At 62.2% G+C, this 21,881-nt stretch carries 22 protein-coding genes; 10 read left to right on the top strand and 12 right to left on the bottom strand.

The genetic code is table 11. From position 1 onward, the window contains the following. Positions 1–3: 3 nt before the first annotated feature. Together rimI and FH041_RS20965 are read right to left on the bottom strand one after the other, a co-directional pair. A complete protein-coding gene (rimI, locus tag FH041_RS20970) occupies positions 4–456 on the bottom strand; it encodes a ribosomal protein S18-alanine N-acetyltransferase (protein ID WP_023533216.1) in 453 nt (150 codons plus the stop codon). Then, positions 453–1,238 carry a hypothetical protein gene (locus tag FH041_RS20965; protein WP_027915466.1) on the bottom strand — a complete coding sequence of 262 codons (786 nt, stop codon included), beginning with the start codon at positions 1,236–1,238 and terminating at the stop codon, positions 453–455. The genes rimI and FH041_RS20965 overlap by 4 nt, the downstream gene beginning before the upstream one ends. A gap of 223 nt (positions 1,239–1,461) precedes the next feature. Between FH041_RS20965 and mksB the strand changes: the two genes are divergently transcribed. From mksB to mksF, 3 genes are read left to right on the top strand one after another with little or no spacing between them, the layout of a single operon-like run. Further along, positions 1,462–2,751, top strand: coding sequence for an Mks condensin complex protein MksB (gene mksB / locus FH041_RS20960; protein WP_023533191.1), 1,290 nt, complete (start codon positions 1,462–1,464; stop codon positions 2,749–2,751). Beyond that, entirely contained in the window at positions 2,741–3,448 is a 708-nt protein-coding gene (gene mksE, locus FH041_RS20955; RefSeq protein WP_027915467.1) for an Mks condensin complex protein MksE, read from the top strand. Before mksB ends, mksE begins: the two co-directional genes overlap by 11 nt. Then, complete coding sequence (gene mksF / locus FH041_RS20950; protein WP_140175014.1) at positions 3,445–6,276, top strand: Mks condensin complex protein MksF; 2,832 nt, start codon at positions 3,445–3,447, stop codon at positions 6,274–6,276. The genes mksE and mksF overlap by 4 nt, the downstream gene beginning before the upstream one ends. A 203-nt stretch (positions 6,277–6,479) precedes the next feature. Here mksF and FH041_RS20945 read toward each other — a convergent pair whose 3' ends face one another. From FH041_RS20945 to rplU, 5 genes are all read right to left on the bottom strand, one after another. Next, entirely contained in the window at positions 6,480–6,935 is a 456-nt protein-coding gene (locus tag FH041_RS20945) for a CreA family protein (RefSeq protein WP_371259680.1), read from the bottom strand. A 2-nt stretch (positions 6,936–6,937) separates the two neighbouring features. After that, positions 6,938–8,056, bottom strand: a complete 1,119-nt coding sequence (gene proB / locus FH041_RS20940; protein WP_088523229.1) for a glutamate 5-kinase — start codon at positions 8,054–8,056, stop codon at positions 6,938–6,940. Between the two features lie 85 nt (positions 8,057–8,141). After that, complete coding sequence (gene cgtA / locus FH041_RS20935) at positions 8,142–9,368, bottom strand: Obg family GTPase CgtA (protein ID WP_028688089.1); 1,227 nt, start codon at positions 9,366–9,368, stop codon at positions 8,142–8,144. Between the two features lie 189 nt (positions 9,369–9,557). Further along, positions 9,558–9,815 (bottom strand): 50S ribosomal protein L27, encoded by a 258-nt coding sequence (rpmA, locus tag FH041_RS20930; protein WP_023533198.1) that lies wholly within the window; start codon positions 9,813–9,815, stop codon positions 9,558–9,560. Positions 9,816–9,853: 38 nt separating this feature from the next. Then, positions 9,854–10,168, bottom strand: a complete 315-nt coding sequence (gene rplU / locus FH041_RS20925; protein ID WP_023533254.1) for a 50S ribosomal protein L21 — start codon at positions 10,166–10,168, stop codon at positions 9,854–9,856. A gap of 244 nt (positions 10,169–10,412) precedes the next feature. Between rplU and FH041_RS20920 the strand changes: the two genes are divergently transcribed. From FH041_RS20920 to FH041_RS20910, 3 genes are all read left to right on the top strand, one after another. Beyond that, a complete protein-coding gene (locus FH041_RS20920; protein ID WP_027915471.1) occupies positions 10,413–11,381 on the top strand; it encodes a polyprenyl synthetase family protein in 969 nt (322 codons plus the stop codon). A 129-nt stretch (positions 11,382–11,510) separates the two neighbouring features. Continuing rightward, positions 11,511–11,852, top strand: a complete 342-nt coding sequence (locus FH041_RS20915) for a zinc ribbon domain-containing protein YjdM (RefSeq protein WP_027915472.1) — start codon at positions 11,511–11,513, stop codon at positions 11,850–11,852. Between the two features lie 83 nt (positions 11,853–11,935). Further along, positions 11,936–12,181 carry a hypothetical protein gene (locus FH041_RS20910; protein WP_027915473.1) on the top strand — a complete coding sequence of 82 codons (246 nt, stop codon included), beginning with the start codon at positions 11,936–11,938 and terminating at the stop codon, positions 12,179–12,181. A 46-nt stretch (positions 12,182–12,227) separates the two neighbouring features. Here the strand turns inward: FH041_RS20910 and FH041_RS20905 are convergent, their stop codons facing one another. From FH041_RS20905 to FH041_RS20890, 4 genes are all read right to left on the bottom strand, one after another. Beyond that, complete coding sequence (locus tag FH041_RS20905; protein WP_027915474.1) at positions 12,228–12,845, bottom strand: FKBP-type peptidyl-prolyl cis-trans isomerase; 618 nt, start codon at positions 12,843–12,845, stop codon at positions 12,228–12,230. Between the two features lie 121 nt (positions 12,846–12,966). Continuing rightward, positions 12,967–13,455, bottom strand: coding sequence for a TIGR00645 family protein (locus FH041_RS20900; RefSeq protein WP_003247486.1), 489 nt, complete (start codon positions 13,453–13,455; stop codon positions 12,967–12,969). Between the two features lie 92 nt (positions 13,456–13,547). Continuing rightward, complete coding sequence (locus FH041_RS20895) at positions 13,548–13,886, bottom strand: hypothetical protein (protein WP_027915475.1); 339 nt, start codon at positions 13,884–13,886, stop codon at positions 13,548–13,550. 156 nt (positions 13,887–14,042) lie between these two features. After that, positions 14,043–16,481, bottom strand: coding sequence for a Lon protease family protein (locus FH041_RS20890; protein ID WP_027915476.1), 2,439 nt, complete (start codon positions 16,479–16,481; stop codon positions 14,043–14,045). Between the two features lie 253 nt (positions 16,482–16,734). On the opposite strand from FH041_RS20890, the gene FH041_RS20885 reads away from it, so the two are divergent. The 4 genes from FH041_RS20885 to FH041_RS20870 all read left to right on the top strand — a co-directional run bounded on the left by FH041_RS20885 (position 16,735) and on the right by FH041_RS20870 (position 20,211). Next, positions 16,735–17,223: a DUF3015 domain-containing protein gene (locus tag FH041_RS20885; RefSeq protein ID WP_023533283.1), complete on the top strand. Its 489-nt coding sequence runs from the start codon at positions 16,735–16,737 to the stop codon at positions 17,221–17,223. A gap of 72 nt (positions 17,224–17,295) precedes the next feature. Continuing rightward, positions 17,296–19,149: a DUF4105 domain-containing protein gene (locus tag FH041_RS20880; RefSeq protein ID WP_132578361.1), complete on the top strand. Its 1,854-nt coding sequence runs from the start codon at positions 17,296–17,298 to the stop codon at positions 19,147–19,149. A 143-nt stretch (positions 19,150–19,292) separates the two neighbouring features. Then, the gene (locus FH041_RS20875) at positions 19,293–19,643 is read left to right on the top strand and encodes a hypothetical protein (protein WP_027915478.1); all 351 of its coding nucleotides are present in this window, start codon (positions 19,293–19,295) and stop codon (positions 19,641–19,643) included. Positions 19,644–19,713: 70 nt separating this feature from the next. Further along, the gene (locus FH041_RS20870; RefSeq protein ID WP_027915479.1) at positions 19,714–20,211 is read left to right on the top strand and encodes a GreA/GreB family elongation factor; all 498 of its coding nucleotides are present in this window, start codon (positions 19,714–19,716) and stop codon (positions 20,209–20,211) included. A gap of 84 nt (positions 20,212–20,295) precedes the next feature. Here FH041_RS20870 and gdhA read toward each other — a convergent pair whose 3' ends face one another. Continuing rightward, complete coding sequence (gene gdhA / locus FH041_RS20865; RefSeq protein ID WP_028688087.1) at positions 20,296–21,636, bottom strand: NADP-specific glutamate dehydrogenase; 1,341 nt, start codon at positions 21,634–21,636, stop codon at positions 20,296–20,298. Positions 21,637–21,881: the final 245 nt, after the last annotated feature.

The raw sequence follows: 21,881 nt of genomic DNA, 5'->3' as shown, positions 1-21,881 counted from the left end.
GGCTCAGTCCGGGAACAACGTGCAGGCCATCACCAACGCATCCTCGCGACCACCCGCAGCTGGATAATAGTCGCGCCGGCGGCCGATTTCATTGAAGCCAAAACGCTCGTACAGGCGATACGCCGGATTGCTGGCCCTCACCTCAAGGAAACACTCGCGGCCGTTGAGCTGGTAGGCGCGCGACATCAGGTGTTCGAGCAGCCGCAGGCCCAGGCCGCGCCCTTGGTTCTCCGGCTTGACGGTGATGTTGAGCAGGTGGGCTTCGTCGATGATCACGTTGATCACGCCGTGGCCGACCTGTTGCTGCCCATCGAACATCAGCCAGACTTCATAGGATTTCAGGGCATCCAGAAAGATGCCGCGGGTCCAGGGGTGGCTGAACGCGGCATATTCGATTTTCAGCACGGCATCCAGATCCGCCTCGGTCATGGGGCGAAAACTGATCGAGTCACTCATTCAACGCGTTTCCAGCGCGCCATCAGCTGGCGCATGGCTTTCCAGACGTCCGCTTTACGCTGCGGCTCGTCCATCAACAGTTCCAGGCCCGGCAAGGCCCAGGCCTCGCCCAGGCCGTCGAGCTTGAGGGTTTGATAATAGGCTTGGTCGTCGGCGCCGGCGGCAAAGCGCAGCGCAGGCATGCCCACCAGCCACAGGCAGGTGCAGGGCGCTTCCTCCAGGCGAGCCTGGACAAAACCCTGTACGAAATCGCGGGCCGCGTCCGGGCCCTGGTCCATGTTGCCGCGCATCAGCAGCGGCCAGCGCACCGGCTCACCCACGATTTGCGGGGCGTCGGGCAGGCCGGCGGCGCGCAGCATATCCTTGAGCAGCAGGTAGGACGGGTCACGGCTCTGGAAAGGCTGGCCGGTGGCCAGCTCGACCAGTAACAGGCAATCGCCGGCACGCAGCAATTGCAAGGCAAAACGCGGAGGCGGCACCGGCACTGGGCGAGGTGTCGCAGCCTGCTCGGGCGCCTCTACAGGCTTGGCCGCAGCCTTGGCGGAAGCGCCCGGCCGCGGCACCTCGATCTTCGGCCGCTCGATGACACGGGCCTGGGGGGCGACAGGCGATTGGTCGGGTACCTGGCGTGGCGGCGGCTCGAAATCGATGTCCTCGGGCGGCGCCAACGGCAGCAGCAGTTCAGGCCGTGACGGCGCGGCGAACGGCAGCTCGGCGCGCGGCAGCCAGTGCACCACTTGCATGGCGGACAGGTAGGCGCGGCGACGTTGTTCGGTAAGCAAGGCGGTCATCCGAGGGGGGTTGGGACAGGTGCGCATTCTACCGCCGATAACCTGCCAGTGCCGCATCTGCTCAGCGGTTTTTTACGCATGCCCTGCCTGCCTGGGCAAGCCACAGCAGGCGGGCGGCTCGATCAGCCTGTCGCACGACAAGCCAAGGGGATAAGAACCAACCCGTCGGATGCAGTACAATCGCCCCCTTTTTCTTGGCAACGAGTCCAAGCCGATGATCGAACCCAAGCGCGTCCTGCGTGCCCTAGCCGAACACTGGGCCCTGATCGAGCCGCTGTGCGAGCGTTTCGACCAGGGCACCCTCAGCCTGGTGGAGCTGCGCCAGCATGTGGCCCGCCAGCAGATCGAGAGCACCCCGCAGGACATCACCCAACTGCTCGATGTGTGGATCCGCCTGGACATCCTGGTGCCCGTTGCCAAGAGCCCGAACCGCTTCGAGCTCAACGCCCAGATCCACGACTTCCTCGCCTATCTGCGCCGTGAGCATCGCCTTGGCCTGTGCCTGGAGATCGAGGCTTACCTGCGTCACCTGGAGCGCCTGGCCGGGCACATCCAGGATGCCTTCGACAACCGCGACAGTGACGATCTGGCGCGGCAACTGCGGCTCCTGGACATGCGCGTGCGGGACGTGCTGAAGAAGCTCGACAACGATGAGCAGGCACTGGTGGCCGTAGCCGAGCGGGCCAAGACCAGCAGCCGCCAGATACCCTTGCGCCAGCGCTATGCCGAAGTGCTGGCCACCTGGGATGAATACGTCGAGCCGATGATCCAGCTGGTCAACGCCGACGGCGCCTTCGAGCAAGGGGTGCGCAAGGTCGAGACCGTGCTGCTGAAACTGCTCGGGGAACAGGCGCGCCTTGGCCACCTGGTCGACGACGACATGCTGCTGCGCACCCATGCGCGTATTCTGGAGATGCAGACCAGCGCCCAGCTGACCCTGCGTCATGCCCGTGAACTGCTGCTGCCGCTGCGCGAGGAAGCACGGCGTCACAACGCGGTGACCCGTGGCGCTGCCCTGGCCCTGTCGGTGGTGCGCCGCAAGGGCCTGGACGCGCTGCCCCAGGCAGCCATGCCGTTGTTCACCCGGCCGCAAAGCACTTTCCTGGGCAGCGCCAGCCAGGTCGAAGCCTATGTCTATGCCTTGGCGCGCTTCGAGCCCAAGCCGGCGCGCTTCCCCAAGGCGCACAAGAGCGCGTCCGACGACAAGCCTCGCGCACCGCGCACGGTCAAGGAAATGACCGAACGCTGTGAACAGGCGCTGCCACTGCCAGACCTGATGGTGTGGCTGCTGGAGCAGGAGCCCGAAGGCGCCACCGACGAACTGCTGTACTGGTTCTCGCGCTTGTCACGGGAAAAACGCTTCAACCGCGAGCGCCTCGAGCGCCGTGACTACGACACCCAGGAACACCGCGTCAGCCTGCGTTCGTACGCCCTGACCTCCAGCCGCGAAGACGCCCCCAGTGCGTCCCCAGAACCCCACGCGAGCCCAGCCCATGCATCTTGATCTTTCCGAACTGTCCCAGCTCGCACCGATCTTCCGCGAGCTGTTCAAAGGTTTCCACATCAGCCGCCGCGACCCGGAGCTGTACGCGCAGTTGTCCAACTTCCAGGACCAGTACCGCAGCCTGTTCAAGGCCCTGGGCTTCGAGCTGGTGTGCGACACCCGCGGTTTCTACTACTTCGTGCCGGACATGACGGCGGCCCAGGTCAACAAGACGGCGCAGCGCCTGTCGCTGTTCACCTTCATCCTGGTCGAGCACCTGGCCGATCAAGGCCGTGACCCGATCGCGGTGCTCGACGGCGGCAGCGTTGGCCGCGACGAATTGCCTTCGTTGCTCGACAAGTACCGGGACCTGTTCGTGCAGGCCGAGGTGCAGACCGTCGAGGACCTGGAAGAAAAGATTCTGCGCCGTATGACCCAGCTCGGCTTCGCCCATGAAGAAGGTGGCATTTACCGTTTCCTGCCGCCGATGCACCGGTTCCTGGACGTTTGCCTGGCCGTGCAGCAGGACCGGGACCTGGCGGCGACGCTGCACAGCGCCCTGCCCTTGCCCACGCCAGTGCTGGCCGAAGACCCCGCCGAGCCAATGCCTGAACACACCGACGACCCGCTCGACCTGACGCCGTTCGAGGCTGAGGAAGACGAAGAGCAGGCCTTGGCTCGTGCCATTCGCCAAGAGCAACAGGAGATCGACGCATGAGCCAGGAACGCTACGGCATCCGCCGCTTCGCATTGCTCAACACGGCAGGCTACAGCCTGGGCTTGTTCCCACTGGAGCATCCGCTGTCGGTGTACGGGGCCAACAACCTGGGCAAGTCGGCATCGATCAACGCCCTGCAGTTCCCGATCCTGGCACGCATGTCGGACATGAGCTTCGGCAAGTACAGCCTGGAGCAGTCGCGCCGCTTCTACTTTGCCAGCGATACCTCGTACATCCTCTGCGAGCTGAGCCTGCCCCATGGTCCGCACGTGATCGGTGTCGTCGGCCGTGGGCCGGGTGGCGGCTTCGGGCACCAGTTCTTCGCCTATCAGGGCGAGCTGGACCTGGCGCACTATCAGAAAAACGACACGTGTCTGCGCCAGAAAGAGCTGTTCACCAACCTCGAAAGCAAAGGCATCAAAGCCTACGAGCTCAAGCCGGACGAGCTGCGCCGCCTGTTGGTCGGCGGCCATACCTCGGTGCCCCTGGACCTGACCCTGATCCCGCTGCGCTCGACCAGCGAGCAGAGCCTCAAGACCTTCCGCGCGCTGTTCATCAACCTGCTGCACATGCGCGAAATCACGGCAGCCAAGCTCAAGCAGCTGTTCCTCGATGCTTTCGAGCACAGCCTGCGCTCTGGCAGCGTCGACTACATTGCCGCCTGCGAAGAAGCCTTCCGCGATGTGCGGCGCATGGAACAGGACTACAACGCCCTGGTCGCCGCCGGCCCGCTGGTCGAGGCGCTGGCCGGCGGCGTCGCCCAACGCGACATCCTGCGCGGCAAGCTGCACCGGATTTCGCCGGTGCTCGACAACCTGCTGGGTACCTGGCAGGACTACGCCATGGCGCGCAAGGAAGAACTGGTCATCCAGGCCGAGCATTACCGGGGTGAACAGGACCGCTTGCAAAACGATCAGCGCGGCGGCACCCAGGAGCTGATGCGCCTTGAGCGTGAAATCACCGGCATCCAGCGCTGGCTGGGCGAGCTGTCGGTGTTGCGCCATCGTTTTGCGTTGGTCGATGACGTCAAGGTGCTGGAACAGCAGCTGCTGGCGGCCAAGGATGCCCATGACGAGCTTGCAGGCGCCCTGGCCCAGTCCCGTCAGTTCAGTGCCGAAGACCTCGACCAGCGCGTTGGCGACCTGGAAAAACGCCTCAGGCAGGTCAAGCAGCAGCTCGACCACGCCGACAACAACAGTTACGCCCGCTTGCGCGAAGAGTTCTCGCAGCAGGATGTCGACCGCCTGATGCGCCTGTTCAACGGCGCCCTGTTCAGCCTGCCATTGGGTGAGCGTGGCATCGAGCTGGACGACAGCGACCTGTGGGTGAAATCCCTTGAAGCGGTGCTCGACCGCTTCAAAGGTGAGCGTTTCGAGGCGCCGGGTCTGTCCATCGACCTGACCCACATCGACCCACCGGCTTTGCAGGCGCTGGCTGACCGCGCCGCGCTGCGTGATCAGAAGGAGCGCCTGGACAAGGAGCTGCGCCAGCTCAAGACCCAGCAGGCAGTAAGCGCCGACCGCTCGGCTTCCAAGGCGCAGACCGAAGCGCTGTACCAGCAGGTACTCGACGCCCAGAAAGCCCTGGAAGACTACCGCCGCAGCCAGACCCTGGCCGCCGAAGAGCCTGCCAAGCTCGAACAGCTCGCACAGATGGAGGCCGCCCAGGATGAGCTCAAGCGCTCCAGCGATGCGTTCACCGAGCGCGTGCAGCAGCTGTCGGCCAAACTGCAACTGGTGGCGCGCCAGTTGGGCGACCTTGAGTCCAAGCAACGTACCCTGGACGACGCACTGCGCCGCCGTCAGCTGCTACCGGCCGACCTGCTCCTCGGCACCCCGTTCATGGAAGCCATCGACGACTCCATGGACAACCTGCTGCCATTGCTCAACGACTACCAGGACAGCTGGCAGAGCCTGCAGCGGGTGGATAACCAGATCGAAGCGTTGTACGCGCAGGTACGCCTCAAAGGCGTGGCCAAGTTCGACAGCGAGGACGACATGGAGCGTCGCCTGCAGTTGCTGGTCAACGCCTATGCCCACCGCACCGACGAGGCGTTGACCCTGGCCAAGGCGCGTCGCGCTGCCGTGACCGACATTGCCCGTACCCTGCGCAACATCCGCAGCGACTATGACAGCCTCGAGCACCAGCTTGCCCTGTTCAACCGCGAGATCAACCGGCGCCAGGTCTCGAACCTGGAAAGCTTCCGCGTGGTGCTGGCACCGAACAAGGAGGCACTCAAGCACATCGACCAGATCATCCACAGTGCCGGCCAGTATGAAGAAGGCGAAACCCTGTCGGTGTTCGACCTCACCCAGAACGCCGACCAGGACAACCGGAACGAGCAGGCCAAGGAATACCTGGCGCGCCTGGTCGCCGCGAACCATAACCAATTGGGATTGAAGGACCTGTTCGAGCTGGCGTTCGAGATCACCAAGGTCAACGGCCAGCCGATCATCCACGCCGACATCGACGGCGCGGCTTCGAACGGTACGACCATGACCATCAAGGCGCTGACCAACATGTATTTGTTGCTGCACCTGATGGACCGTGACTTGGCCGGACGTGTGCGCCTGCCGTACTACCTGGACGAAGCGGCGGACATCGACGAACGCAACCAGGCGGCACTGCTGGAGACCAGCCTGCAGCTGGGGTTCGTGCCGATTCTGGCGAGCGTCAAGCCGCAGGTCTCGGCACACGTGGCCATCGACCTGGAAGGCGGCAGCGGCCCCAACGGCATCTATATCGACGAATCGGACTGGAAGTTCATCAGCCCGCTGGAGGAGGTGAAGGTGGTGGTACGCGAAGATCAGGGTGAAGTGGTTATCTGACGGAGATTGTGGGGCCGCAGAGCGGCCCCGACAGTGGGCGCTGCGAAGCTCAGATGCTGGAACTGTTCCGCCTCCCATAGCGGCCCGTCCCGTGTCATGCCGAGGCCACCGTGGCAAACGACAGCCTCTAGATGCGGTTCACGTCAGTTGCCCGTGCCTCGACACCTACACGTTTTCAACTCGAAATCGACCAGGCCTACCCGTCACTGAGCCCACGGCAGAATCGGAATCGCCGTCACGGCATTCTGCGGGCTGCCTTCGACGATGCGGTCGCTATACACCAGATACACCAGCGTATTGCGCTTCTTGTCCAGGAAGCGCACCACCTGCATGGTCTTGAACACCAGCGATGTGCGCTCCTTGAACACCTCATCGCCATCCTTGAGCTCGCCCTTGAAACTGATCGGCCCTACCTGGCGGCAGGCGATCGAGGCCTCGGCGCGATCCTCGGCCAACCCCAGTCCACCCTTCACTCCCCCCGTCTTGGCCCGCGACAGGTAGCAAGTCACACCTTCGACCTTGGGGTCGTCGAAGGCTTCCACGACGATGCGGTCGTTCGGCCCCAGGAACTTGAAGACAGTGGACACCTGGCCGATTTCCTCGGCGCCAGCAAGCATCGGCAACCCAAGGGCTGCCACGACAAACAGTTTCTTCAGCATGTTCATACCAGCACCAGATTGTCACGATGCACCAGCTCAGGCTCGGCGCTATAACCCAGGATAGTCGCGATGGCGTCGGAGGATTGCCCAATGATCTTCTGCGCTTCCAGGGCACTGTAGTTAGCCAGGCCCCTGGCCACTTCCAACCCGTCAGGGCCCACGCACACCACCATCTCGCCACGTCGGAAGCTGCCCTGGATAGCCTTGACGCCCACTGGTAGCAAACTCTTGTTGGCCTGGCGCAGCGCCTGTACCGCTCCCTCGTCCAACACCAGCGTGCCGCGGGTCTGCAGATGACCCGCCAGCCACTGTTTACGGGCTGCCAGCATGCCGCGCTCAGGCGACAGCAAGGTGCCCAACCGCTCACCGGCCTTGAGACGATCGAGCACGCGCTCGATGCGCCCGCCAATGATGATGGTATGGGCACCAGAGCGTGCCGCCAGGCGTGCAGCGCGCAGCTTGGTCTGCATACCGCCGCGCCCCAGTGCACCACCGGTGCTGCCCGCCACGGCGTCCAGCGCCGGGTCATCGGCACGGGCTTCGAAGATCAGTTGCGCATTGGGGTTGTTGCGCGGGTCGGCATCGAACATGCCGTCACGGTCGGTCAGGATCACCAGCAGGTCGGCTTCCACGAGGTTAGCCACCAACGCCGCCAGAGTGTCGTTGTCACCGAAGCGAATCTCGTCGGTCACCACCGTGTCGTTTTCGTTGATCACCGGCACCACGCCCAGCTCGACAAGGGTGCGCAGGGTGCTGCGCGCATTGAGGTAGCGCTTGCGGTCGGACAGGTCGTCATGGGTCAGCAGGATCTGCGCGGTATGCTTGCCGTGCTCGCCAAAGCTCGACTCCCAGGCCTGCACCAGGCGCATCTGGCCGATGGACGCTGCTGCCTGCAGCTCGTTCATCGCACTGGGGCGTGACGTCCAGCCCAGCTGGCTCATGCCGGCAGCCACGGCGCCCGAGGAGACCAGCACCAACTCCACGCCCGCCTCACGCAGCGCGACCATCTGCTCGACCCACACGGCCATGGCGCCGCGATCGAGGCCTTTGCCATCGGCGGTCAGCAGCGCACTGCCAATCTTCACGACCCAGCGCCTGGCGCCCGTCACCTTGCTTCGCATCGTCTTCCAACCTATGTCGAATCTGTAGATACCGTGGATACAAAAACGCCGCTCAAGCGAGCGGCGTTTAGTGTACTGCAACCGATCAGTCGCGCACGTAAATGATTTCCGGACCGTCTTCGTCGTCCTCGAAATCATCATCCCAGTCATCGTCATCGCCGATGTCGTGCACGCTCTTGACACCGGTGCGGCGCAAGGTGCGGGCATCGTCCAGGGCCTGCAACTGGGCGCGAGCCTCGTCCTCGATGCGTTGGTCGAGGTCAGCCAGCTCCTCGGCATAGGCCGGGTCGTTGGCCAGGCGGTCGGCGCGGTCTTCGAGGTAGCGCATCAGGTCGTGGCTGAGCTTTTCGGTACCTTGCTTGGAGATGGCCGAGATCACATACACAGGGCCCTCCCATTGCAGGCGCTCGACCACTTCCTTGACCCGCTCGTCGCGCTCGTCGTCCATGACCATGTCGGCCTTGTTCAGCACCAACCAGCGCTCACGCTCAGCCAGCGACGGGCTGAAGCGGGTCAGCTCGTTGACGATGACTTCGGCGGCATCGGCCGGGCTGCTCTCGTCCAGCGGCGCCATGTCCACCAGGTGCAGCAGAACACGGGTACGCGCCAGGTGCTTGAGGAAGCGAATGCCCAGGCCAGCACCGTCGGAGGCACCTTCGATCAGCCCAGGAATGTCGGCGATGACGAAGCTTTTCCAGCGGTCGACACTGACCACGCCCAGGTTTGGCACCAGGGTGGTGAACGGGTAATCGGCCACTTTCGGCTTGGCGGCCGATACCGAGCGGATGAAGGTGCTCTTGCCCGCATTCGGCAGGCCCAGCAGGCCTACATCGGCCAGCACTTTCATTTCCATCTTCAGGTCGCGCTGATCACCCGGTTTGCCTGGAGTGGTCTGGCGCGGTGCGCGGTTGGTACTGGATTTGAAACGGGTGTTGCCAAGGCCGTGCCAGCCGCCCTGAGCGACCATCAGCTTCTGCCCCGGCTTGACCAGGTCACCGATCACTTCCTGCGTGGAGGCATCGATGACCGTGGTGCCCACCGGCACACGCAGGAACAGGTCTTCACCCTTCTTGCCGGTGCAGTCGGTGCTGCCGCCATTGGCGCCGCGCTGAGCTTCGTGGTGACGGGTGTAGCGATAGTCGACCAGGGTGTTGAGGTTCTCGTCTGCCACCATGAACACCGAACCACCGTCACCGCCATCGCCGCCGTTGGGGCCACCGTTCTCGATGAACTTCTCGCGACGGAAGCTCATGCAACCGTTACCGCCGTCACCGGCTTTGACCCGAATGGATACTTCGTCAACAAACTTCATTCAAAAACCGCCTCTCGCCTTCCGACGAGTTGAACACTGATAAACATGAGGCTCTTGCAAAAATGAGCGCGGCGGCCCCGTACGACCGTAGAAACCCACGCCGGCAACCCATACAAACAGCTTTGCAAGAGGCTCACCACAAACGAAAAAGCCCCGTCGCATGACGGGGCTTCTGGAGCGACGTCGCGATTAGGCTGCGACGATGCTCACGTAACGGCGGTTGAACTCGCCTTTCTTCTCGAACTTGATCACGCCTTCGATCTTGGCGAACAGGGTGTGATCTTTACCGATGCCCACGCCGTAGCCTGGGTGGAATTCGGTGCCGCGCTGGCGGACGATGATGTTGCCTGGCTTGATAACCTGGCCGCCATACATCTTCACGCCAAGGCGTTTCGATTCTGAGTCGCGACCGTTACGAGTACTACCACCAGCCTTCTTGTGAGCCATGGTTCAATTCTCCAAATAAATTCAGGGGATCTAGGGGATTAAGCCTGGATGCCGGTGATTTTGATCTCGGTGAACCACTGGCGGTGGCCCATGCGCTTCATGTGGTGCTTACGACGACGGAACTTGATGATGCGAACCTTGTCGTGGCGGCCTTGTGAAACGACTTCGGCCACTACTTTAGCGCCAGCAACAACTGGAGCACCGATGGTGACTTCTTCACCGTTGGCGACCAGCAGAACGCGATCGAAAGTCACGGACTCGCCAGTGGCGACTTCCAGTTTCTCGACCTTGAGGAATTCACCTTCAGCGACTTTGTACTGCTTGCCGCCGGTAACGATTACTGCGTAAGACATGGTATTTCTCCGATAATCCTGCTCACCCAGCGCTTTATATGATGAGTATTGGCTGGCATGGCTGCACAGGGCTGGAACGGCCCGGCGCAATTGCGTAAGGCAGGTGCTGCCCAGGAAGTTAGGGTGCGCGATTGTACGCAACACAGGTTTTGCTTGCAAGTGCAGCGCCCGACCGACTGGCACCGTGCCTTGACACACCGGGACCCGCAACCTAGCATGCCGCGCAACCTCACTGGAGCAGCCGATGCAACCCCAAACCTTCTACCGTGCGGTGGCTGACGATTTCAGCGCCGTCGACGAGATCATCAAGAAGCAGCTGACCTCGCGCGTGCCGCTGGTATCGAAGATCGGCGACTATATCACGTCGGCCGGTGGCAAGCGCCTGCGCCCATTGCTGGTGTTGCTGTGCGGCAAGGCCCTGGGCCACCGGGGCGACGACCTGCGGCTGCTGGCGGCAACCATCGAATTCCTGCACACCGCCACCCTGCTGCACGATGACGTGGTCGACATGTCGGGCATGCGCCGCGGCCGCTCCACGGCCAACGCCCTGTGGGGCAATGCCCCAAGCGTGCTGGTCGGTGATTTCCTCTATTCCCGCTCGTTCGAGATGATGGTCGAGCTGGGGTCGATGCCGGTCATGCAGATCCTGTCCAGGGCGACCCGGGTCATTGCCGAGGGTGAAGTGCTGCAGCTGTCGCGGGTTCGCGACGCCAGCACCACCGAGGACGTCTACATGGACGTCATCCGCGGCAAGACCGCCATGCTGTTCGAAGCCTCCACCCACAGTGCTGCGGCCCTGGCCCAGGCTTCCGATGCCCAGCGCGAGGCCTTGCGCATGTTCGGTGACCACCTGGGCGTGGCCTTCCAATTGGTCGACGACCTGCTCGACTATGAAGGTGACGCCGAGGCACTGGGCAAGAACGTGGGCGACGACCTGGCCGAGGGCAAGCCCACCCTGCCCTTGATCTACACCATGCGCGAGGGCACTGCCGAGCAAGCAGCGCTGGTACGCCAGGCCATCCAGAAAGGCGGCCTTGAAGACCTGGAGCAGATCCGCGCTGCGGTAGAGGCATCGGGTGCGCTCAAGTACACCGCAGCCCTGGCGCAGGATTACGTCAAGCGCGCCATCGAGTGCCTGGAAGTGCTCCCTGCCAGCGAATACCGGGATGCGCTGGTCGAACTCAGCCAGTTCGCCGTCGCACGCACTCACTAACGGCACGTCCCTTCCCCACACGCGGTTCGTCCCTCGAACCGCTGCGGACTTTTGTCCGGACATAATCACTTCTGAAACCAGACCTTCTACAATGGCGGCTTTTTCCGCCTGTCTGTTCGAGGAACCCAAGTGAGTACGTTGCCACCCTGCCCCAAATGCAATTCCGAATACACCTACGAGGATGGCACGCAGCTGATCTGCCCTGAATGTGCCCACGAGTGGTCGGCCAGCGGCGAAGCCGAATCTGCCAATGACGACGTGGTGAAAAAAGATTCCGTCGGCAATGTGCTACAGGACGGCGACACCGTGACCGTGATCAAGGACTTGAAGGTCAAGGGCTCGTCCCTGGTGGTCAAGGTCGGCACCAAGGTCAAGAACATCCGCCTGTGCGACGGTGACCACGATATCGACTGCAAGATCGACGGTATTGGCGCGATGAAGCTGAAATCGGAATTCGTGCGCAAGGTCTGATTTCATCCAGATCCGCCAATTGGTTCTTGCTATTTTGATAATAAGAATTATTCTCATTGGAAAGTTATCCAAGGAGAATAGTCATGACTTATCTGATCGATGCCTGGCTGGACCGCCCTCACCCATACCTGCGCATTCTTCATCGGGAGACCGGTGAGGTGTGCGCGGTGCTCGAAGCAGAGGCGCTGGATGAACTGCGCGACCAGGGCGACCTGGACCTGCGCGGGCTGAATTCGAATGAGCCTGGGGTACTGAAGGAGCTGGTGCGCAACCTGTTTCTGTTCTGCTACGCACGGGCGTTGCGCCCGATGGGGACAGACTGGAACTGACACATCTGGCGAGCTGGGAAAGGGCCGCAATGCGGCCCCAGCGGTATTACAGAACGTCGAGCAATTCGACGTCGAACACCAGTACGCTGTGCGGCGGGATGCTGCCGACACCCTGGGCACCGTAGGCCAATTCGCTTGGCACATACAGGCGCCACTTGCTGCCGGCGCTCATCAATTGCAGGGCTTCGGTCCAACCTGCGATCACGCCCCCAACCGGGAATTCGGCCGGCTGACCACGATCGTACGAGCTGTCGAACACGGTGCCGTCGATCAGGGTGCCGTGGTAGTGCACACGCACCTGGTCTTCGCGCGATGGCTTGGCGCCTTCACCGGTGTTCAGCGCTTCGTACTGCAAGCCCGAATCCAGGGTGACGATGCCGTCGCGCTTGGCGTTGTCGGCCAAGAACTGCTTGCCGGCAGCCGCTGCAGCCTCGGCCTTGGCGGCTGCCTGGGCTTGCATCACTTCACGGATAACCTGGAAGCTGGCCGACAGATCGGCCTCGCTGACGCGGCTGTCTGCACCGTTGAAGGCGTCGGTCAGGCCGGCCACGATCGCTTCCAGGCTCACCCCTGGCGGCGGGTTGTCGCGCAGCTGGCCACCCAGCTGACGGCCGATGCCGTAGCTGACGCGGGTTTCGTCGGTAGACAGGTTGATCTCGGACATTGTCATGCTCCACTGCAGGGCGCAGCGCAGCCACGCCCTTGATGAAAAGGGCGAGCAGCCTAGCATATCGAGAGGCACCTAGCTGCACGCGGCAGACCCCCGCGTGCAGCTGAAGTCGAGGCTAGTGCTTGGTGAGCTTGTCCAGGTAACCCATGCAGAACGCCGAGACCACGAAGGTCATGTGGATGATGACGTACCACATCAGGTAATCGGTGGAGATGTTCTGGGCATCCATGAACACCCGCAACAGGTGGATGGACGAGATGGCCACGATCGACGCAGCCACCTTCATCTTCAGCGAGGAGGAGTCCATCTTGCCGAGCCAGTTGAGCTTTTCCTTGCTCTCGTCGATATCCAGCTGCGAAACGAAGTTCTCATAGCCGGAAATCATCACCATGACCAACAGCCCGCCGACCAGCGACATATCGATCAGCGACAGGATCACCAGGATCAGGTCGGCTTCGCTCAAGGCAAAGACGTTGGGCAGGACATGGACCACTTCCTGGAAGAATTTCAGCGCAAGGGCCAGCAGGCCCAGGGACAGGCCGAAGTAGATGGGGGCGAGCAGCCAGCGGGAGGCATACATCGCATTTTCGAGAATACGTTCCATGGAGGATGGGGACTCGTAGGTGGCTGGAAAAACGACCGCGAGTATAGCCAGCCGCCTCATGCAGCAAAAGCTGGATGACCGTCCCGGCCTGTTCAGGTCTCAGGATGGAACTGGTAGTCGCCCAGGTTTTTGGTGCGCTCGCCGTTCATGCGCCGCAACTGCGCCTGCAGGTGCAGGCACCAGATGGGCGGGTCTTCGTTGAGCTGATACCCGTGCAGGGTCAGGCTGTCGACGATGGCATTGAGCACGGACTCGGCCACCTGCGGCCCGTGAAACGGCCCTTGGGCCTTTACTGCCGAGGGTTGCTCACCGGCCATGCCGGCGGCGAACAGCAGCGTCCACATACCGGTATCGCCAGCCAGTGGCCGGATACTGCATTCGATGCGGGTCACAAGGCCCAGGCACTGACGTGTAAGGCTGAGGTTGCGCATGGCCGCGTCCTCCGAAAGCTCCGTTCAGCCCAGCAAACGGGCTGTCTTCATCCTGAACACTGATGTCGTCCTTGGTTCAGCATAGAAGAGCGTCAGCACAAGATGGAAAACCGGCGCCGAACGGTAGCCATTGGCCGCCAGCGCCGGTTTCTTGACTCAAGCAGGCTTGGCTTGCGCGATCACCTCTTCAAGGCGCTCCTTTTCCGCCTTCTCGATGTCTTCCTCACTGATCATCTCGGCAATCTCGCGCAGCCGTTCGACGACGCGTGCATTCACGCTACCCTCGGTGAACTGCCCTTTCTCGTCAGGCACACCCGCCTCCTCGCCTACCAGCAGGCTCAACGCCTCATCTGCCTGGCTGACCGCATACACATGGAAGGTGCCACTCTCGACCGCCTGCAACACACGTTCGTCGAGCATGAGCGTGGCCACGTTGGCGCGCGGGATGATCACCCCCTGCTCACCGGTCAGGCCACGGGCTTCGCAGAGCCTGAAGAACCCTTCGATCTTCTCGTTCACACCCCCGACAGCCTGCACTTCACCGAACTGGTTGATGGAACCGGTGATCGCGAAGCACTGCTTGAGCGGGGTGCGCGAAAGGGCCGAGATCAACGTGCAGGCCTCACCTAGCGAGGCGCTGTCGCCGTCCACGTAACCGTAGGATTGCTCCAGGGCGATGCTGGCCGAGATCGCCAGCGGGAATTCCTGGGCATAGCGGCTGCCCAGGTAGCCGGTCAGGATCATCACCCCCTTGGAGTGGATAGGCTGGCCCAGGTTTACCTCGCGCTCGATGTCGACGATACCGCTACCGCCCGGGTACACGGTGGCCGAGATACGCGCGGGCATGCCGAATGCCGAGTCGCCCACCTCCAGCACGGTCAGGCCATTGCACTTGCCGATGGCCGCGCCCTGAGTGTCGATCAGGATGATGCCGGCCAGCATGTCGTCCAGCACCCGCTGCGAGACCCGCCCGGTGCGTGTGGCCTTGGCCTTGAGTGCACGTTCGATATGGCCAGCATCGGTCATTTCGTCGTTGGCCAGCTGACGAATGAAGTCGGCCTCGCTGACCAGCTGGAACAGGTCGCCGATCCGGGCCGAGAGCCGTGCCTGGTTTTCAGCCAGGCGAGCGCTGTAGGTCGCTAGCCGGGCCACGGCGTCGCTGGTCAAGGGCGCCATGCCCTCCTCGTTGGTACGGGTGCGCAGCAGTTGGGCGAACTGCTCCAGGTTCTCGTCGACCATGGGCATGTCTTCGTCGAAATCCACCAGCACCCTGAACATCTCCTGGAAGTCCGGGTCGTGGTCCTGCAGCGCGTAATACAACTGACGCGAGCCGATGATCACCAGCTTGACGTTGAGCGGGATCACCTGCGGGGTAAGGCTGACGGTCGCCACCCGGCCAAGCTCGCCCAAGGGTGACTCCATCTTGAGCTTGCGCGATTGCAGGGCGCGCTTGAGCGCATCCCAGACAAAGGGCTCACCCAGCATTTTCTCGGCTTCCAGGATCAGGAAGCCGCCGTTGGCCCGGTGCAGGGCTCCCGGACGCAACTGCCGGTACGACGTGTAGAGCGCGCCCTGGTCGGTGCTGTACTCGATGCGACCGAACAGGTTGTCGTAGGTCGGGTGCGGCTCGAACACCACCGGCGCCCCGCCGTCATGATGATGGCCCACGACCAGGCTGGGTGCGTACTGCTCCTCGAGCATCTTGCGCGCCACGGCGTCTGTCTTGCTGTCCTCGACCAGTTGCTCGACCACCGTGCGCAACAGGTTCAGTTGCACCGATTGCAGGTAGGCACACACGGCAGCGTTCTCGGCGTACTTTTCCGACAGCGGTGCGAGCAAAGGCTCAAGTGCCAGGGTAATGGTTTCTTCGTTGAGCTGGCGCAACTGGTTGTTCGACTCACGCTTCCATTGCGGAAGGCTGGCCAGCTCTTCGTTCAAACGCTCCTCGAGCAGGGCGATGTCTTCGTGAAACTGTTCGCGCACGTGCTCAGGCAACTGGGCGAACTCGGCCTCATCCAGGGCCTTGCCGTCTGCCATCGGCGTGAAGGCCACGTTGCTGGCATCGCGGTACAAGGCCACGTCCTTTTCCAGCGAAGCGCGCTCGATCACATCCAGCGCGCGGTCGTAGCGCTGGTTGAAGGCGCGGTCGATGGCGCCTTTTTTCTGCTGGTACGAGGGGTGTTCGAACACGGCCGGGAATGTCGCCAGCAAGTTGTCGATCAACCCGTTCATGTCAGCGATGAAGTCCCCGGCACTGCCCGATGGCAATTCCAGGGCTCGCGGCTCGCGGGTGTCGTCGAAATGGTTGACGTAAAGCCAGTCGGATGGGGTCTGCTGACGCTTGCCCTCCGCCTTGAGGTAACGCTTGACGAACGAGAACCGGCCGGTACCGGGCTCGCCCATCACGTATACGTTGTAGCCGGGGCGCGGCATGGCCACGCCGAATTGCAGGGCCTCGACAGCACGCTCCTGGCCCAGTACGCCGCGAAACGGCTCCAGATCGTCGGTATTGGTGAAAGCAAACTGCTCGGGAGAGAAACGCCGGGTGAGGGCTTCAGGCGCAAGACGCAGGCGCGCAGCGACAGGATCGGGCATTGGGTTTCCTTACTTCGGCGGGGCAGATACGCAGCATTCTGGCGCTGCCTGCGCGCGGGTTGCAAGGCTCCTCGGGATTTATGTCGCAGGCGCGACGGTGTCTTGTACAAGCAAATTTTTCGCAATCGGTAACGCAACCTTTGGAACATGCCTAAACTCCAACTTGCGCGGGTGGGTGAAATGCTTTCCCGACCTGGCACCCGAGTTGCCAGAAACCTGACCCTTGGTTTAAGTCAAATAGAGAATAAATGCTATGAAACGGATTCTTCTGGGTACTCTGTTCACCGTCGCTTCGCTCAACGCCATGGCCGACGCGCCAGGCGGCCCGAATTGCGGCTGGGGCAACATGCTGTTCGAAGGCCAGCGCGGCACTCCGGCACACTTCCTGGCTTCCACCACCAACGGCACTTCCGGTAACGCCACCTTCGGCATGACCTCCGGCACCAACGGCTGCTCCACCAAGTCTGCACTGACCTACGGCGGCAAATCGTGGTTCGCCATGAACGGCATGATGAACGAGCTTTCCGAAGACATGGCCATGGGTCAGGGTGAAGCACTGACCACCTACGCCGTGGTACTGGGCGTGGCGCCGGAAGACCGTGCGCACTTCGCATCGGTCACCCACGATCACTTCAACCAGATCTTCAGCAGCGCCGATGTCAATGCTGAAACCGTGCACAGCAACACCCTGGCCGTTCTGAAGAACGACCCACGCCTGGCCAAGTACGCTACCGAAGCCTAAACGCGCGTTTCCCGCCCCGGTTCCGGGGCGGGTCTCTCTTTCTTCGGCATCGTCTGGAAGTAGTTGCCCGATATGCTCAAACGCCTTGCCTCTCTGGCGCTGTTGTTCTGCGCCCCTGTTCATGCTGCGCCGATGCTGGATCAAGGCCGTCTCCAGCAACTGGCCAGTACCCCCTACTGGATTGCTTTGGGCCATTACGAAACCGGTAAGCTCGGTGGCTGGCGCAGCTACGTAGACGATGACGCATTCTTCCTTGCCCACGATGGCGCACACCATCCGGACCGTGAGCTGAAAGCGACGGTGCAGGCGCTGTATGCCCCGGCAAGCCTGGGCGACAAGCACGCTCAGTGTGTATTCCCGGCCCGCACTCGCTGGCTGAAAGAGCAACTTGGCCTACAGGATTTGCCGCAACCCCAGTGCCAGGAATTCAAGACCTGGTACCAGTCGATCGACCCGCACAGCGCTGCGTTGATCTTCCCGGCTGCCTACCTGAACAGCCCCTCGTCGATGTTCGGGCACACGCTGCTGCGCATCGACCAGTCCACTACCCGCAGTGACGACACCACGCTGCTCAGCTACGCGATCAACTTCGGCGCGTACATCGAAGGCAGCGACAACAGCATTCTGTATGCCTGGAAAGGGTTGGCCGGTGGTTATCCCGGCCTGTTCGCGCTGATGCCCTATCAGGAGAAACTGTCGGAATACCGCAGCCTGGAAAACCGCGACCTGTGGGAATACCAGCTAGACCTCACGCCGGAAGAAACAGGCCGCATGGTCGAGCACGTCTGGGAACTGAAACAGATTCAGTTCGACTACTTCTTCTTCGACGAGAACTGCTCCTATCGCCTGCTGGAGTTGCTGCAGGTGGCTCGGCCAGGCCTGGACCTGACCTCGCAGTTCCCGCTGACCGCCATACCGACCGACACCGTGAAGGCGGTGAAACAATCAGGCTTGGTCGCCAGTGAACTCTACCGCCCCTCGCGCGAGCGCGAACTGCTGGCGCGTGCAGCGCCACTGGACCATGACGAGAAACGCCAGGTGCTGGCCGTAAGCGCCGACACTGCGCAATTGCAAAACCCCGCGTTCAAGGCCCTGCCCCGCGAGCGGCAGGCCTTGATACAAGACGCTGCCTACCGCCTTGAGCGCTACCGCGCCAATGGCCAGGAACGTGACCCCGGTCAGGCCAAGCGCAGCTTCGAACTGCTACGCGCGATCAACAGCAACCCGCCGCCGCCGTTGGCCATCGAGCGCCCGGGGTTGCCCGAGGACGGCCATGACTCGCGTACCTGGCAGTTGGGCGTGGGCACGCGCGAAGACCGCGCCTATGCCGAATATGGCCTGCGCATGGCTTACCATGATCTCAACGACAACGCCTACGGCTTCCCATTGGGGGCGCAGATCGAGATCTTGCAACTGAAAGTGCGCCAGTACGAAGGCAATGACTGGCAAGTGCAACGCCTGGACCTGGCGACCATTCGTTCGCTGACACCGCGCAACGAACTGCTCAAGCCGTGGTCGTGGCAAGTGGCCGGCGGCCTTGAGCGGGTGCCGGGCAAACACGATGACGAGGTGCTGGTGAGCCACGTCAATGGTGGCGCCGGTGGCACCTGGCAGCTGGGTGATGACTTGCTGGGCTTTGCACTGGGTACAGTCCGTGTAGAACACCACAATGACTTCGCGCAGTTCATCGCACCTGCCGCAGGTTTCAATGGCGGGCTGCTGTGGCGCAATGGGCTTGGCAACATGACGCTGGAGGCCAAGGGCGATTACTTCACCAATGGCGAAGTGCGCCGTAGCGTCAGCCTGAACCAGCAGTGGGAAATCAGCCAGAACCTGGGACTGCGCCTGAGTGCCTCGCGCCAGTTCAGCCACCTGTCCACGGCGCAGAACGAGGTGATGCTGGAAGTGAAGTGGTATCACTACTGAGGGTCTGGTCTGGTGTGAAAGCGTTCATGTTTACGGCGATGTTCCGGCCTGTGGCCCGCCTCAACCAGTCTTTGACACGGTTTTGACAGCACGCCCACAACTGGCCCTCTAGACTTCACCTGGACGGCATGAGGGCAAGGTCTATGTGGCGGTTCTGGTTGGGTCTGTGCGTGGCGATGCTGCTGTCGGGGTGCGAAACGACTCACGAGCAGATGCTTGGCCAGGGGTTTCCCCCTGCCTACGCCGATGGCTTCGAGGACGGGTGCAGCAGCGGCCGTCAGGCCGCGGGCGTGCCGGCAGGTGATTTTCGCAAGAACGTGCCGCGCTACCTTCAAGAACGGCAGTACGAGTCCGGCTGGGACGATGGCTTTCGCCAATGCCAGGCCATGCAGGAGCGGGCCGAACAGCAGCGCTACCACGAGCGTTTCTGGGACGAACGGGACCGTGAGTGGCAGCAGGAGAAAGACCGCGGCGCTGCCCGCGCCTGGCGTTGAAGACGTCGCAGGTGGGCATTGCTTGAAACCCCGCCCCTGCCATGATGGTCTTCTGCACAAGGAGGCACTCATGAGCCGAGCATTTGTCAACGAAGACCAGGCCGCCGCCCAGGCCGACCAACCCGTCGAGCGGCGTGTCAGCGACCAGCCCAATTACGTCACCGCCAACGGCCTGCGCCAACTGCAGCAACGGCTGACCGAACTCAATACGTTGCGCAGTGAGTTGCAGGCTCAGGGCGAGCGTGCCGACAAACAGCGATTGGCCGAAATCGAGCGTGATCTGCGGTATTTCGCCGCGCGGGTACACAGTGCCCAAGTGGTGCCGACAGCCCTGTCCACCGAAAAAGTGCAGATAGGCAGCCGCGTCAGGTTCATCGACGATCAGGACCAGGAACACTTGGTGTGCCTGGTAGGCGAAGATGAGGCTGACGCGGCGCGTGGATTGATCAACTGGGGCTCACCCCTGGGCAGGGCCTTGCTGGGCGCAGCCCCGGGAGATGAGGTGACATGGCGCCGCCCCGTCGGTGAACAGGCTATCGAGATCATCGAGATCGAAGGGGCGGGCTGACAGCCCACCGCAGCCGACCCGGCGAGACCTCTCCAATATGCCTGTAACTGGTGTACCGACGATGGGCTGCCAAGCCTCACGCGATCAGACGACCCCTTGGGCCAGCATCGCATCGGCCACCTTCACGAAGCCCGCAATGTTGGCCCCTTTGACATAGTTGACCCGGCCATCGCCCTCTTCACCATAGTGAACGCAGGCGTGGTGAATCGACTGCATGATGCCATGCAGCTTGCTGTCCACTTCGCCAGCGGTCCACAGCAAGCGCATGGCGTTCTGCGACATTTCCAGGCCCGACACCGCAACGCCACCCGCATTGGACGCCTTGCCCGGCGCATAGAGGATGCCAGCTTCAAGGAAGATGTCCACAGCCGCCAGGGTCGTGGGCATGTTGGCGCCTTCTGCGACGCAGATACAGCCGTTGGCCAACAGTGCCTTGGCATCCTCGACGTCCAGTTCGTTCTGCGTCGCGCATGGCAGCGCGATGTCGCAGGCCAGGCTCCACGGCGTCTGGCCCTTGCGGAACTCCAGGCCGAATTGCCCGGCCAGCTCGCTGATGCGGCCGCGCTTGACGTTCTTGAGGGTCATCACCGCTTCCCACTGCGCGTCGGTGAGGCCCGCTTCGGCGTACAAGGTACCTTCGGAATCAGACAGCGAGATCACCTTGCCCCCCAGGTCCATCACCTTGCGCGCGGCGTATTGCGCGACGTTGCCCGAGCCCGAGATCGCCACGCGACGGCCGTCGATGCGCTGGCCCTGGCGCTTGAGCATCTCCTCGGCAAAATACACACAGCCATAGCCCGTGGCTTCCGGACGAATCAGGCTGCCGCCATAGGTCATGCCCTTGCCGGTCAGCACGGAGGTGAACTGGTTGGCCAGACGCTTGTATTGCCCGAACATATAGCCGATCTCGCGCGCCCCTACTCCGATGTCCCCGGCCGGAACATCGCAGTCGGCACCGATGTGACGGTACAGCTCGCTCATGAAGGCCTGGCAGAAGCGCATCACTTCGGCGTCGCTCTTGCCCTTGGGATCGAAGTCAGACCCACCCTTGCCACCGCCCATGGGCAGCGAGGTCAGGGAGTTCTTGAAGACTTGCTCGAATGCGAGGAATTTCAGAACACTGAGGTTCACCGAAGGGTGGAAGCGCAGGCCGCCCTTGTAGGGGCCAATGGCGCTGTTCATCTGGATACGGTAACCGCGGTTGACCTGAACCTTGCCGTGATCGTCCACCCACGACACCCGGAACAACACTGCACGCTCAGGCTCGACCATGCGCTCGAGAATGCCCGCTTGCAGGTAGTGAGGGTTGGCTTCCAGAAAGGGCCACAAGGTGCGCAGCACTTCTTCGACGGCCTGGTGAAACTCGGGTTGGCCAGGGTCACGCTGTTGCAGGCGTGCAAGGAAATTGTCGACGGATTCGATCATGGTAGACATCTCACCAAGAGGATTGGACTTATTGGTTTTTCCCGAATGTACCAAGAAGCAATTGCCCTGCAACAGGGCGAAATGTCGTTTTATTGAAATAATTTGGTGCGTTTTATGTAAATGTATACAAACCGCTCAGACGGCAACTCAGGCGCGGCCCACTAGATGTCAGCTACCAGAAGGCCTGCCGTAGCCCTTCATGACCTATGGACAGAATCCGAACAAATTGTGAAGCACGCACGAAA

The sequence above is a fragment of the Pseudomonas sp. SWI7 genome (assembly GCF_006351945.1).
GTDB lineage: Bacteria > Pseudomonadota > Gammaproteobacteria > Pseudomonadales > Pseudomonadaceae > Aquipseudomonas > Aquipseudomonas fulva.
Note: the sequence above shows the minus strand (reverse complement) of the source record. Positions and strands in the feature narration are given on the sequence as shown.